The 13,330-nt window shown below is 67.4% G+C and carries 12 protein-coding genes; 8 read left to right on the forward strand and 4 right to left on the reverse strand.

Features of this window, described 5'->3' with window-relative positions; all coding sequences use genetic code 11:
- Positions 1-472: 472 nt before the first annotated feature.
- A complete protein-coding gene (gene tyrS / locus AC5P6A_RS15065) occupies positions 473-1,684 on the reverse strand; it encodes a tyrosine--tRNA ligase (RefSeq protein ID WP_021203122.1) in 1,212 nt (403 codons plus the stop codon).
- A gap of 167 nt (positions 1,685-1,851) precedes the next feature.
- On the opposite strand from tyrS, the gene AC5P6A_RS15070 reads away from it, so the two are divergent.
- Positions 1,852-3,324, forward strand: coding sequence for a M23 family metallopeptidase (locus tag AC5P6A_RS15070; RefSeq protein WP_155028838.1), 1,473 nt, complete (start codon positions 1,852-1,854; stop codon positions 3,322-3,324).
- A 65-nt stretch (positions 3,325-3,389) separates the two neighbouring features.
- Positions 3,390-4,517, forward strand: coding sequence for an anhydro-N-acetylmuramic acid kinase (locus tag AC5P6A_RS15075; protein ID WP_155028837.1), 1,128 nt, complete (start codon positions 3,390-3,392; stop codon positions 4,515-4,517).
- 79 nt (positions 4,518-4,596) lie between these two features.
- Here AC5P6A_RS15075 and AC5P6A_RS15080 read toward each other — a convergent pair whose 3' ends face one another.
- The 3 genes from AC5P6A_RS15080 to AC5P6A_RS15090 form a co-directional block, all read right to left on the reverse strand.
- A complete protein-coding gene (locus AC5P6A_RS15080; RefSeq protein ID WP_005407775.1) occupies positions 4,597-4,827 on the reverse strand; it encodes a hypothetical protein in 231 nt (76 codons plus the stop codon).
- A 77-nt stretch (positions 4,828-4,904) separates the two neighbouring features.
- Positions 4,905-6,278 carry an AmpG family muropeptide MFS transporter gene (locus AC5P6A_RS15085; protein WP_019661780.1) on the reverse strand — a complete coding sequence of 458 codons (1,374 nt, stop codon included), beginning with the start codon at positions 6,276-6,278 and terminating at the stop codon, positions 4,905-4,907.
- Complete coding sequence (locus AC5P6A_RS15090) at positions 6,275-7,075, reverse strand: exodeoxyribonuclease III (RefSeq protein ID WP_005420469.1); 801 nt, start codon at positions 7,073-7,075, stop codon at positions 6,275-6,277. Before AC5P6A_RS15090 ends, AC5P6A_RS15085 begins: the two co-directional genes overlap by 4 nt.
- Before the next feature lie 162 nt (positions 7,076-7,237).
- On the opposite strand from AC5P6A_RS15090, the gene pyrE reads away from it, so the two are divergent.
- From pyrE to kdpC, 6 genes are all read left to right on the forward strand, one after another.
- On the forward strand, positions 7,238-7,897 hold the full coding sequence (pyrE, locus tag AC5P6A_RS15095) for an orotate phosphoribosyltransferase (protein ID WP_005420471.1): 660 nt from the start codon (positions 7,238-7,240) through the stop codon (positions 7,895-7,897).
- An 18-nt stretch (positions 7,898-7,915) separates the two neighbouring features.
- Positions 7,916-8,578: a hypothetical protein gene (locus AC5P6A_RS15100; RefSeq protein ID WP_155028836.1), complete on the forward strand. Its 663-nt coding sequence runs from the start codon at positions 7,916-7,918 to the stop codon at positions 8,576-8,578.
- Between the two features lie 221 nt (positions 8,579-8,799).
- On the forward strand, positions 8,800-8,892 hold the full coding sequence (locus AC5P6A_RS15105) for a potassium-transporting ATPase subunit F (RefSeq protein WP_005407770.1): 93 nt from the start codon (positions 8,800-8,802) through the stop codon (positions 8,890-8,892).
- Between the two features lie 12 nt (positions 8,893-8,904).
- Complete coding sequence (gene kdpA, locus AC5P6A_RS15110; protein WP_227845044.1) at positions 8,905-10,614, forward strand: potassium-transporting ATPase subunit KdpA; 1,710 nt, start codon at positions 8,905-8,907, stop codon at positions 10,612-10,614.
- A 10-nt stretch (positions 10,615-10,624) separates the two neighbouring features.
- Complete coding sequence (kdpB, locus tag AC5P6A_RS15115) at positions 10,625-12,682, forward strand: potassium-transporting ATPase subunit KdpB (RefSeq protein WP_227845045.1); 2,058 nt, start codon at positions 10,625-10,627, stop codon at positions 12,680-12,682.
- On the forward strand, positions 12,679-13,329 hold the full coding sequence (gene kdpC, locus AC5P6A_RS15120; protein WP_227845046.1) for a potassium-transporting ATPase subunit KdpC: 651 nt from the start codon (positions 12,679-12,681) through the stop codon (positions 13,327-13,329). Before kdpB ends, kdpC begins: the two co-directional genes overlap by 4 nt.
- The last annotated feature ends 1 nt before the right edge of the window (position 13,330 follow it).

The following is a 13,330-nucleotide window of genomic DNA, read 5'->3' on the forward strand; positions in this document are numbered from 1 at the left end:
CTGGCAACGTATCGCTTGCTTTAAAACAATTAATAGTTGCTTGATCAAACGTCTGCAAGATGGACAATCATCCTTCCTGCAGGCGCCTTCACAAGATACCTGCGCATACTTTCAAAGATCCGGGGAAGTGGCCTCAGCGCCATTCCCGTGTGCTGCGAAGTTTCCTTCGTAGCGAGCCGCCCATTATGCCAGACTTTTTCAGTCCGTCAACACCTTCGTTCGATCATCTCGTTCGGCGGTGGTGGGCGCCCTGTTGTCGCTGAAGCCCCTTGGCGGCGACCCCTGCGACGGGGGAGGAGAAGTATGTCCCCATTCCCATCATTTGTGAAGGGGGTGTGGCGATTTTTTTCACCGGATGTTGCATCTGTTCATGCGCCGCGCTGCGGTAGGAACCCGTGAAGAGCAGCCGAGCGTGGGCTTGGCTCTACAAGAGCATAAGGAAGGGCCGGCTGGCGCCGGCCCTTCCTTGATGTCAGCCAGCGATCAGGCGTACGCGGGCGAAGGTGCGCTTGCCTACCTGCAGCAGGCCTTCGAAGCCCGGCTGCAGCACCTGCTGGCCGTCTTCGACCACTTCGCCATCCACCTTCACCGCACGCTCCTTGAGCTTGCGGTTCGCTTCGGAGTTGCTCGGAGTCAGGCCGGCCGCGGTCAGCAACGCGGCGATGCGCAGGCCCTCGGCCGGAATCGCCACCTCCTGCAGCGGCAGCTGGGTGATGTCGCCCTGCCCGGTCACCGCCGCTTCCCAACCGGCGATCGCCTGTTCGGCCGCCGCGGCGTCATGGAAGCGGGTGGCCAGTTCACGCGCCAGGCGCAGCTTGACCACGCGCGGGTTCAGGCCGCCATTGGCCACCTGCTCGCGCAGCTGCACGGCCTCGGCCTGGCCGATGTCGAAGGACAGCAGCTCGATCCAGCGCCACATCAGGGTGTCGTCCACCTTCATTGTCTTGGTGACGATGTCGATGGCCGGCTCGCTGATGCCAATGTAGTTGCCCAGCGACTTGGACATCTTGTTGACGCCGTCCAGGCCTTCCAGCAGCGGCATGGTCAGCACCACCTGCGGCTTCTGGCCGTGGTGTTCCTGCAGGCCACGGCCCATCAGCAGGTTGAACTTCTGGTCGGTGCCGCCGAGTTCGACGTCGGCCTCCAGGGCCACCGAGTCGTAGCCCTGCACCAGCGGGTACAGGAACTCATGGATGGCGATGGACTGCTGGGCGGCATAGCGCTTGGCGAAATCGTCGCGCTCGAGCATGCGCGCCACGGTGTGCTGGCCGGCCAGACGGATCATGTCGGCCGCGCCCATCTTGCCGAACCACTCCGAGTTGAAGCGGACTTCGGTACGGCTGCGGTCCAGCACCTTGAAGACCTGCTCCTCGTAGGTGCGGGCGTTGGCCAGCACATCGTCGCGGCTGAGCGGCTTGCGGGTCAGGCTCTTGCCGGAAGGGTCGCCGATCATGCCGGTGAAGTCGCCGATCAGGAAAATGACCTGGTGGCCGAGGTCCTGGAACTGGCGCATCTTGTTCAGCAGCACCGTATGGCCCAGGTGCAGGTCGGGGGCGGTGGGGTCGAAGCCGGCCTTGATCCGTAGCGGGCGGCCTTCCTGCAGGCGCGCACGCAGATCCTCGAGCTTGAGGATCTCGTCGGCACCGCGGCCGATCAGGGCAAGGGCTTCTTCAATCGAGGACACGTGACTACTCCCGGCAACGCCGATTCTTGTGTGGGGTGTTAAAGCAAAGTTAACCCGATTGGCTTCACAAAAGCCAATGGGCACAAGGGTTTGACGCGCTTTTATCAGGTGTCTATGGTAACCGGCGATCAGGCCCGCGCTCCCGGGCTGCAAGGAAAGAACCGCCGATGCACAACTCCGAACAAGGGCGCGCACGCAAGCAGCGCTTCCAGGAACGCCTCCACGTCCTGCACGACAACGCCCTGCATCGGAAGCTCAGGCAACACCTTCCCGCGGCCTTCAATGAGCGCTGGACCCGCCGCCACTGGGTGCATGCCAGCCTGTTTGCCACCATCGGCGCCCTGGTGGCGACGATCGTGCCGGGCTTCTCGCACACCATCGACGCCCCCTTTGCCGACAGCCATACCAGCCTGGCACTGCCGTTGCCGCCGCTGACCATGGCCCGCCAGCAGCAGGTGCCGGGCGACAGCTGGCAGGTGCTGCGCGTGCAGCGTGGCCAGACCCTGAGCGACCTGTTCGACAAGGCCGGCATTCCGGCCACCACCCTGCACCGGGTACTGGACCACCCGGGGGCGCGCGAGGCGCTGACCAAGCTGCGCCCCGGTGCCGAGATAGCCTTCGACATGCCGCTGTCCGGCGACCTGCGCAGCATCCGTTTCGACCGCGATGCCGACAACCGGGTGGAACTGAGCCTGGTTGGCGATGACATCAAGGAGAAGGTGACCCGACGCGAGACCTCCACGCGCACCGTGGTCACCAGCGGCGAGATCACCAGTTCGCTGTATGCCGCGGCCCGGCGGGCCGGGCTGTCGCCCTCGGCGATCGCGACGATGACCGACGAGATCTTCAAGTACGACATCGACTTCTCCAAGGACCTGCAGCCGGGCGACCGCTTCAGCGTGGTGATGGATGAAACCTGGCGCGAAGGCGAGAAGGTGGACACCAGCAAGATCCTGGCGGCGACCTTCACCACCGGCGGCAAGACCTATTCCGGCTTCCGTTTCGACCGCAACGGCAAGGCCGAGTACTACGACATCAACGGCCGTTCGTTGAAGAAGAGCTTCATCCGCATGCCGATTCCGTTCGCGCGGCTGAGCTCGACCTTCGGCGCGCGCAAGCACCCGGTGCTGGGCAAGATGCGCATGCACAAGGGGGTGGACTACGCCGCGCGCACCGGCACCCCGATCATGGCCGCCGGCGACGCCCGCGTGCAGTTCGCCGGCGTGCAGCGCGGCTATGGCAACGTGGTGATCCTCGATCACGGCCGCGGCCATACCACCCTGTACGGGCACATGTCGCGCTTTGCGAACATCAAGACCGGCCAGCGCGTGGCCCAGGGCACGGTGATCGGCTACGTCGGCTCGACCGGCCTGGCCACCGGCCCGCACCTGCACTACGAATTCCGCGTCAACGGCGAGCACCGCAACCCGCTGACCGTGACCATGCCGCCGCCGGAGCCGCTGAAGGGCGCCGAGCTGGTCGCCTTCCGCGCGCAGACCGCGCCGGCGATGGCCCGCATCCAGGGCATGGAGAAGCTGATCTACGCCGATGCCAGCCCGGCACCGACCAGCCGCGACGAGGCCGCCACCGAGGTTGCCAGCGCCAAGGCCAAGCAGGCAACCGGCCGCAAGCGCGGCTGAGCCCCTTCGTTGACGAAGAAGGACGCGGCAGCACAAGCTTGCCGCGTCCTTTTTTTATGCCTGCCATGAACACACCTGCCGACGCTGACGCTCCCCTGTACCTTGGCCTGATGTCGGGCACCAGCGCCGACGGCATCGATGCCGCGCTGGTGCAGTTTCCCGCCGACGGTGGCTGCCGCTTCGTGCACGGGTTGACCGCCCGCTGGGAGCCGGTGCTGCGTGCGCGGCTGGTGGCGCTGGGTGAAGGCGGCCCGCTGGACTCGCTGGAGGAGCTCGGCGAGCTGGATGCGCGCATCGCGATCAACTTCGCCGAGTCGGCCAACCAGCTGCTGGCCGAAGCCGGCGTGGACCGCAGCCAGGTGCGCGCGATCGGCTCGCACGGCCAGACCGTGCGCCACCGCCCGCTGGCCGATCCGGCGTTCACCGTGCAGCTGGGCGACGGCAACCGCATCGCCGAGCTGACCGGAATCACCACGGTGTCCGACTTCCGCCGCCGCGACCTGGCAGCCGGTGGCCATGGCGCACCGCTGATGCCGGCCTTTCACCTGGGCATGCTGGGCACCGCCGATGAGGACCGCGCGGTGCTCAACCTGGGCGGCATCGCCAACCTGACCCTGATCCCGCGCGAAGGTGCGGTGCGTGGCTTCGATACCGGCCCGGCCAACGCGTTGATGGATGTCTGGTGCCAGCGCCATACCGGCCGCACCTTTGATGCCGACGGCGCCTACGCCGCCAGCGGCGCGGTGGACGAGGGCCTGCTTGCCGGCTGGCGTTCGGACCCGTGGTTCGCGCTGCCGCCGCCGAAGAGCACCGGGCGCGAGCAGTTCCACCTGACCTGGGCCGAGGCGCACATGGGGGATGGCCAGTACGCCGCCGCCGATGTGCAGGCCACCCTGCTGGAGCTGACCGTGGCAACCGTGGCCGATGCGCTGCTGACGCAGCAGCCGCAGACCCGGCGCCTGCTGGTCTGTGGCGGCGGGGTACGCAACCGGCAGCTGATGACGCGCCTGGCGGCGCGGCTGCCGGGAGTGCAGGTGGAGTCCAGCGCGGTACACGGGCTGGACCCGGAATACGTGGAGGCGATGGGTTTTGCGTGGCTGGCGCAGCGGACCATGGAGGGACTGGCCGGCAACCTGCCGAGCGTGACCGGGGCCAAGGGGCCGCGGATCCTGGGGGCGATCCACCTGGCGTGAGGTGGCGCCATATACGCATGGCGTGGATCTACCGGGCAGCCGCGCGTGGGCTCGGCTCTACAGCATTGCGGCGCGGCCGCTAATCGAAGCCCTGCCCTGCCGGCAGGGCCTGCAGGGCGGCGATGGCGTCGGAGAGTGCGTCCACTTCGGGATCGCCGAAGCCGGAGCGGACCTCCAGTTCACTGCTGAACAGGCCCTGCTCCAGCAAGGCGGCGCAGGTCTGTTCGTGAGTCCAGCCGCGGGCGACCGCGACGCGTTTGATGCGTTCCAGCAGCAGCGGGTCCAGGTCCCGCAGCACAACGTCGGCCATGCTCGCTTCCCCGTTCGCAAGGCACCGCCCCCTCGGCGCGTCGGGGCGATGATCCCGCAGACCGGACGGGCAGGCAATCAGGTCGAGCTGGCGGCCTGGCGACGACGCTGCTGCAGGATCAGCAGGGCGCACAGGATCACCACCGGGATCGCCACCAGCGCGGTACCGACGAAGAACAGCGCGTAGCCTTCCAGCAGCGTCCGGCCTTGTGCGAGCGCCTGTACCGACCACCCCGAGAGCCCCTTGAGCGCCTTGCCGGGCATCGCGTAGAACGAGCTCAGCAGCGCGTACTGGGTTGCGGTGTATCCAATGCTGGTCAGGCTCGACATGTAGGCGATCAGCGCCGTACCGGCGAAACCGCTGGCGAAGTTGTCGATGGCCATGGCCACGGCGAAATGGGTTGTGTCCGGGCCGGAATAGGCCAGCCAGGCAAACGCCAGGTTGGAGGCCGGCCCCAGCACGGCGCCCACCATCAGCGCCGCCAGCACGCCCCAGCGCACCGAAACCAGGCCCGCCGCAGCAATGCCGACGAAGGTCGCGACCAGGCCCACCGAGCCACGCACGGCGCCCACGGTGTCCTCGTCCAGGCCGAGATCGACATAGAAGGGGTTGGCCATCGGCCCCATGACGAAGTCGGCCATGCGATAGATGCTGATGGCCACCAGGATCAGGATCGCGCCGCTGCGGTGTTCGCGGACGAAGGCGATGAACGGCCCGGCCACGGCGTCGAACAGACCGCGTGGCGTCCACAGCGAGGTCGCCTGTGCCTGCACGGCAGCCACTTCCCGCGCGGGCTCGCGGGCCATGAGCACGGCCACCACGCCAAGCGCCATCAGCACGGCCATGATCTCGTAGGAGACCTGCCAGCCGACACGGGCCGCGATGATCAGGATCAGCGCATCGGTGACCAGCAAGGCAGTGCGGTAGCCCAGCGCCGAGGATGAGGTCAGCAGGCCGAGCTGCTCGCTGTTGTCAGCGCTTTCGATGCGCCAGGCATCGATGACGATGTCCTGGGTGGCCGAAGCAAACGCCACGATCACGGCCATCACGCCGAATACGACGATGTGCTGCCAGTCGACACCCAGGAACTGGATCTGGCCGCCCTTGGGCTGGACCAGTGCCATGCCGACCAGCCCCACCACCACGACCAGCTGCGACAGCAGCATCCAGCCGCGGCGGCGGCCGAAACGACCGAACAGAGGCACGTCGGTCTTGTCGACGATCGGCGCCCACAGGAACTTCATGGTGTAGGCCAACCCGACCCATGACAGGAAACCGATCGTGCTCAGCTCGATGCCTTCCTTGCGCATCCAGAAGCCGAGCGTGTTGCCCACCAGATAGATGGGCAGGCCCGAACTGAAACCGAGCAGCAGCATCGCCAGCACCTTGCGCTGGCTCAGGTTGGACAACACCTGCTGCCACGGTCGGCGCGGCTTGGCGGCCTCGGTCACAGGTCGTAGTCCACGGTGAACGGGGCGTGGTCGGAGAAGCGCTCGTCGCGGTAGATCGAACAGCTACGCAGTTTGTCGCGCAGGCCCGGGGTGATGAACTGGTAGTCGATACGCCAACCGACATTGTTGGCACGGGCGGCGCCGCGGTTGCTCCACCAGGTGTAATCCTCGCCGGTGGGGTTGAGCAGGCGGTAGGCATCGGCCCAGCCACGGCCGGCGGCGACATCGGTGGCCTGGCCATGGTCGGCGCACAGGGCGTTGAGCCAGTCGCGCTCCTCCGGCAGGCAGCCGGAATTCTTCTGGTTGGACTTCCAGTTCTTGATGTCCAGCGCCGAACGCACGATGTTCCAGTCGCCGCACAGCACGTAGTCGCGGCCGCTGCGCGCCCACTCCTCCAGGATCGGCCGCAGCCATTCCATCACTTCGAACTTGAAGCCCTGGCGCAGGTCGCCCGAGCTGCCGGACGGGATGTAGAAGGAGACCACGCTGAGGTTGCCGTAGCGTGCCTCGATGTAGCGGCCTTCGTCGTCGAACGGGGCCCAGCCCAGCGAGGTGATGACCTGATCCGGCTCGCGCTTGCTGTAGATCGCCACGCCGCTGTAGCCCTTCTTGGTGATGGCGTCGCGATAGAAGCAGTGGTGCCCGTCTGGACGGAACATCGGGTCGGTCAGCTGGTCTTCCTGGGCCTTGGTCTCCTGGATGCACAGGACGTCGGCGTCCTGGGCACGGAACCAGTCGAGGAAGCCCTTGGTCGCGGCGGAACGGATGCCATTGGCGTTGAAACTGATGATGCGCATGCAAGGGACCTACGACAGGAAACCGGGCAAGCATACCGGTTGCCCGCGGGGCTGCGCAGTCTGCCCGGCCAAGCCGCGACGCCCTTCACACGGGTCCGGACGAGCGCGAAACGCCCAGCTGGATTAGGATTTATGCTCCAAATGAAGATGAATCGAGTTTTGATGAGCGACCACCGCCACCGTTTCCTGCAGCTGGCCCTGACCGCCGACGCCCTGCGCTTCGGCCAGTTCACCCTCAAGTCCGGCCGGCTGAGCCCCTATTTCTTCAACGCCGGTCGTTTCGACTCCGGTTCGCTGCTGTCGCAGCTCGGCGCCTGCTACGCCGATGCCATTGATGCCAGCGGGATCAAGTACGACGTGGTGTTCGGCCCGGCCTACAAGGGCATTCCGCTGGCCACCGCGATGGCCTGCGAGCTGGCCCAGCGTGGCCGTGACCTGCCGCTGTCGTTCAACCGCAAGGAAGCCAAGGACCATGGCGAAGGCGGCCAGCTGATCGGCGCGGACATGAATGGCAAGCGCGTGCTGATCGTCGATGACGTGATCACCGCCGGTACCGCGATCCGCGAAGCGCTGGGCATCATCCGCGCCGCCGGTGGCACCCCGGCCGGCATCGTGGTGGCGCTTGACCGCCAGGAGATCGCTTCGGAAACCGATCGCCGTTCGGCGGCGCAGTCGGTGGCCGAAGAGGCCGGCATTCCGGTGATTGCCGTGGCATCGCTGGCCGATCTGCTTGATTTCGCCTCCGGCAACCCGGAACTTGTGGGTTACCGTCAGCCGCTGGAAGCCTACCGGGCCCAGTACGGCGTTCGTTCGATCCGCTGACCGACCAGGGGAAAGGTCATGTCCCGAGTTCCTGCTGTTCTCCTTGCCGGCCTGCTGCTGGCCATGCCGTTCACGCTGCCGGCGCAGTCGCGGGGTGGCGACAAGGTGGAGAAGAAGCTGTACTGCTGGAACGAGGGCAAGGAGCGGATCTGCAGTGATTCGCTGCCGGCCGATGCGGTCAATCACGCCCGCGAAGAGTTCAACGCGAAGAGCGGCCTGCGCAATGCGCAGGTCCAGCGCGCGTTGACCGACGAAGAGCGTGCCGCCGCCAGCACGGTGGCCGCGCAGCAGCAACTGGACCTGATGGCTGCGCAGACCCGCCAGCGCACCGAGCAGGCGATGCTGACCACCTATGGCAGCGAGGACGACCTGCGCCGGGTGTTCGCCGAACGCCAGGAAGTGCTGGACAACAACCTGAAGACAGCCGAGTACAACGTCACCAGCCTGCGCGAATCGCTGGTGGCGCTGCTGTCGGCCGCCGGTGACCGCGAACTGGCCGGTGGCAAGGTGGCCGACAAGCAGGCCGAGGCGATCCGCCAGCGGCATGTACAACTGCAGTCGCAGCAGCGCCTGCAGGCCGGGTTCCTGCAGCAGCAGCAGGCGTTGAAGGCCGAAATTGAAAGCACCCTGCAGCGCTATCGCGAGCTGAAGGGCGTGGCGCCGGCGAGCCAGGCCCCGTGATTCGCTTGTAGAGCCGAGCCCATGCTCGGCTCCGCGTGACCTTGGGAAAGAGCAGCCGAGCATGGGCTCGGCTCTACAGTAGTCGGCGCCTGGTTACGGCTTGGCCCACGAAATTTATGCACTCTTTACGCGTCGACCCGGTCCGGCGCGTAGTGCGTTTATGGGCGGCAGGACGACGATGGCGGCCTGAGGTGGAGGGGTTCCACCAGGACGCTACTGCAATGTCCCCCTGGCTGTCGTTGTTGTGTGGCGTGCTGGTGCTGGTCGCCGCCGCCTATCTTCTTTATGTCGTGCTGCGGCCCGAGTCGTTCTGAGCGGAGCCGGCCATGACTGAGATGCTTGTGATTATTGCCGCCAGCCTGCTGCTGGCGTGGCCGCTGGGCCTGTACCTGGCCCGCGTGATGCGTGGCACGCCGATGAAGGTGGACGTGCTGTTCCACTGGATCGAGAAGCCGCTGTACAGGGTGTTCGGCGTCGATCCATCGCGCTCGATGTCCTGGCGCGGCTACGTGCTGGCCTTCGTGCTGAGCAACGTGGTGGTCGCGGTACTGACCCAGGCGGTGTTCATGACCCAGGCCTGGCTGCCGCTGAATCCGGACCAGATCCCGAACATGCGCTGGGACACCGCGCTGCACACGATGATCTCGTTCCTCACCAACACCAACCAGCAGCACTATTCGGGCCAGGCGCAGCTGTCCTACCTCTCGCAGATGACCGGCATCACCGGCCTGCAGGTGGTGACGCCGATGATGGGCCTGGCGCTGGCGGTAGCGACACTGCGCGCGCTGTTCTCGCGTGCGCCGCAGGCTGCGGCCGCCACCGGTAGCGGCGATGACCGCCAGGTGGCGGTGGGCAACTACTACGTGGACGTGGTGCGCCTGTGCGTGCGCTTCCTGTTGCCGCTGTGCCTGGTGTGGACCCTGCTGCTGACCAGCCAGGGCGTGCCGTCGACGATGGCCGGTGGCCCGCAGGCCACGCCGATCGATGCCAGCGCCGGCATGGCCCAGCAGAAACTGCCGCTGGGCCCGGTGGCAGCGATGGTCGCGGCAAAGCAGCTTGGCGCCAACGGTGGCGGCTGGTACGGCCCGAACAGCAGCTTCCCGCTGGAGAACCCCACCCCGCTGTCGAACGCGCTGGAGATCGTCGGCATCCTGCTGGTGCCGATGGCGGTGATCTTCATGATCGGTGCGTTCACCGGCCGGCGCCGCTTCGGCGCCCTGGTGTTCAGTTGCATGCTGGGCATGTCGCTGCTGTCCACCGGCGCGATGATGTGGAGCGAAGGGCATAGCGCCAGCGCCGCCACGCCGTTGCTGATGGAAGGCAAAGAGGTGCGCTTCGGTGCCGACGGCACTGCGATGTGGGCGGCGGTGACCACCCAGGTCTCGAACGGCTCGGTCAACGGCATGCACGATTCGCTGGCGCCGCTCAGTGGCGGCATCGCGATGGTCAACATGCTGGTCAGCGCGATCTGGGGCGGCATTGGCTGTGGCCTGCAGCAGTTCATCGTGTACCTGCTGCTGGGCGTGTTCCTGGCCGGGTTGATGACCGGGCGCACGCCGGAACTGTTCGGCCGCAAGCTGGAGACGCCACAGGTCCGCCTGCTGGCCCTGCTGGTGCTGCTGCAGCCGATCACCCTGCTGGTGTTCACCGCGATCACCCTGGCCGTGCCCGGGCTGGCCGGTACCTCCAACCCTGGCTTCCATGGCATCAGCCAGGTGTTCTACGAGTACGTCTCGGCCTACGCCAACAACGGCTCGGGCTTCGAGGGGCTGGGCGACGCCACGCTGTGGTGGAACCTGAGCTGCTCGCTGGTGCTGCTGCTGGGCCGCTTCCCGCTGCTGATCATCCCGCTGGTGGTGGCCGCACAGCTGGCCGCCAAGCGCCAAGCGCCGGAGTCTGCCGGCAGCCTGCAGATCGAAACCCCGACCTTCGCCCTGACCCTGGTCTCGGTGATCGTCATCCTGACCGTGCTGCAGTTCATGCCGGCGCTGGTACTCGGCCCGATCGCCGACCACCTCAGCCTGGGACTGCACTGAGGACACCCCGATGAGTACCCACGCAAGTTCCACCCGTAGTTCCCTTGCCCCGCGCCCTGCGCTGCTTGATGGCGCCGGCCTGCGCCGTGCGTTGATCGAGGCGGTGCGCAAGCTGTCGCCGATGCACCTGGTGCGCAGCCCGGTAATGGCGGTGGTGATGGCCGGTACGATCGTTGCCGCGATCGTCACCCTGACCGGCAATGCGCCGCTGGGCTTTGGCCTGGCGGTGACCGCGATCCTGCTGGTGACCGTGCTGTTCGGCAACTTCGCCGAAGCGGTGGCCGAAGCACGTGGCCGTGGCCAGGCCGCATCGCTGCGCCGCGCGCGCCAGGACCTGGTGGCGCGCCGCCTGGCCGCACCGCAGCCGGGTGCCGCAGAAGCCCAGGTGCCGGCCGCCGAACTGCGCCCGGGCGACCATGTGATCGTCAGTGCCGGTGAGCTGGTGCCGGCCGATGGCGAGATCGTGCAGGGCCTGGCCACCATCAACGAGGCGGCGGTGACCGGCGAGTCCGCGCCGGTGCTGCGCGAGGCCGGTACCGACCGTTCCGGCGTGATCGGCGGCACCAAGGTGCTGTCCGACCAGATCATCGTGCGGGTGACCGCCGAGCCGGGCCACAGCTTCCTGGACCGGATGATTGCCCTGGTGGAGGGTGCCAACCGGCAGAAGACGCCGAACGAGATCGCGCTGACCCTGCTGCTGGCGGCGATGACGCTGACCTTCCTGGTGGTGGTGGCGACGCTGCCGGCGATCGGCGCGGCGGTAGGCGTGCAGGTCGATCCGCTGCTGCTGATCGCGCTGCTGGTCTGCCTGATCCCGACCACCATCGGCGGGCTGCTGCCGGCCATCGGCATCGCCGGCATGAACCGTGCGTTGGCCGCCAACGTGCTGGCCAAGTCGGGCAAGGCGGTGGAAGTCGCTGGAGACGTGGATGTGCTGCTGCTGGACAAGACCGGCACCATCACCTACGGCGACCGCCAGGCCAGCCATTTCCATCCGCTGGCCGGCATCGACGCCAGCCAGCTGCGCGAAGCGGCGCTGCTGTCTTCGCTGGCCGACCCGACCCCGGAAGGCAAGTCGATCGTGCGCCTGGCGCGCGAACAGGGCTGCGCCACCGCCGAGCCGGACCATGCCGACTACCTGGCCTTCAGTGCCCAGACCCGGATGTCCGGCGTGGACCTGGAACATGGGCGGCAGATCCGCAAGGGTGCCGCCGATGCGATCCGTGCTCACGTGCAGGCGCTGGGTGGCAACGTGCCTGCGGAACTTGCAGGTCGCGTCGAGCAGGTGGCACGCAACGGCGCCACCCCGCTGGTGGTGGCCGAGGGTCGCCACGTGCTGGGCGTGATCGAGCTGTCGGACGTGGTCAAGCACGGCATGCGCGAGAAGTTCGCGCAGCTGCGGGCGATGGGCATCCGCACGGTGATGATCACCGGTGACAACCCGCTGACCGCCGCCGCCATCGCTGCCGAGGCCGGTGTGGACGACTACATCGCCGAAGCGCGGCCGGAAGACAAGCTGGCGCGCATCCGCCAGGAGCAGGCCGGTGGCCGCCTGGTGGCGATGGTCGGCGACGGTACCAACGACGCCCCGGCGCTGGCCCAGGCCGACATCGGCCTGGCGATGAACTCCGGCACGCAGGCGGCGAAGGAGGCCGGCAACATGGTCGACCTGGATTCGGACCCGGCCAAGCTGCTGGCGGTGGTGGAAGTGGGCAAGCAGCAGCTGATCACCCGCGGCGCGCTGACCACCTTCTCGCTGGCCAACGACGTCTCCAAGTACTTCGCGATCCTGCCGGCGCTGTTTGCCGCGGCCGTTCCGACCATGGCCGCACTGAACGTGATGCAGCTGTCGAGCCCGCGCAACGCCGTGCTGGCGGCGCTGATCTTCAACGCCCTGGTGATTCCCGCCCTGATTCCGCTCGCCCTGCGTGGCGTGCGCTTCCGCCCGGCCACCGCAACGGCGCTGCTGCGCCGGAACATGCTGGTGTACGGCCTCGGCGGCGTGCTGCTGCCGTTCGCGGCAATCAAGGCGATCGACCTCCTTCTTGTCCTGGTATTCGGCGCATGAACCGTACTGTTTCCACTTCGTCTTCCCTTCCCCGCGAACAGAAAGCCGAGGCCCGCGTGGCCAGCCTGCAGGATGGCGCAAGCTGGCGCCCGGCGATCGGCCTGGGCCTGGCCACGCTGCTGCTGGCCGGCGCGGTCTACGCCGGCATCGCCACCGGCTTTGCCGGGCTGGCCTACCCGACCCAGGCCGAAGGCAGCCTGCTGCGCGATGGCAGCGGCCAGGTGCGCGGCTCGGCATGGCTGTCGCAGCCGTTCACCGGTGACGGCTACTTCCAGGCGCGTCCGTCAGCGGCCAACTACGATCCGATGGCCGCGGCCGGTTCCAACCTGGCGCGCAGCAACCCGGCGTTGGCCGAACGTGTTGCCGCCAGCACGGCTGCGGTGGCCGCGCGCGAAGGTGTCGCCCCGGCGCAGGTGCCAGCGGACCTGGTCACCCAGTCCGCCGGCGGACTGGATCCGCAGCTGTCGCCGGCGGCGGCGCAGCTGCAGGTAGCACGCGTGGCGCGTGCCCGTGGCCTGCCGGTGGAGCGCGTGCAGGCACTGGTGCAGGCGCATACCGAAGGGCGCCAGTGGGGCCTGTTCGGGCAGCCACGGGTGAACGTGGTGACGCTGAACTTCGCGCTGGACCATGCGGCCAAGACGCCGTGAT

The organism is Stenotrophomonas sp. YJH_SMC_20 (assembly GCF_059367845.1).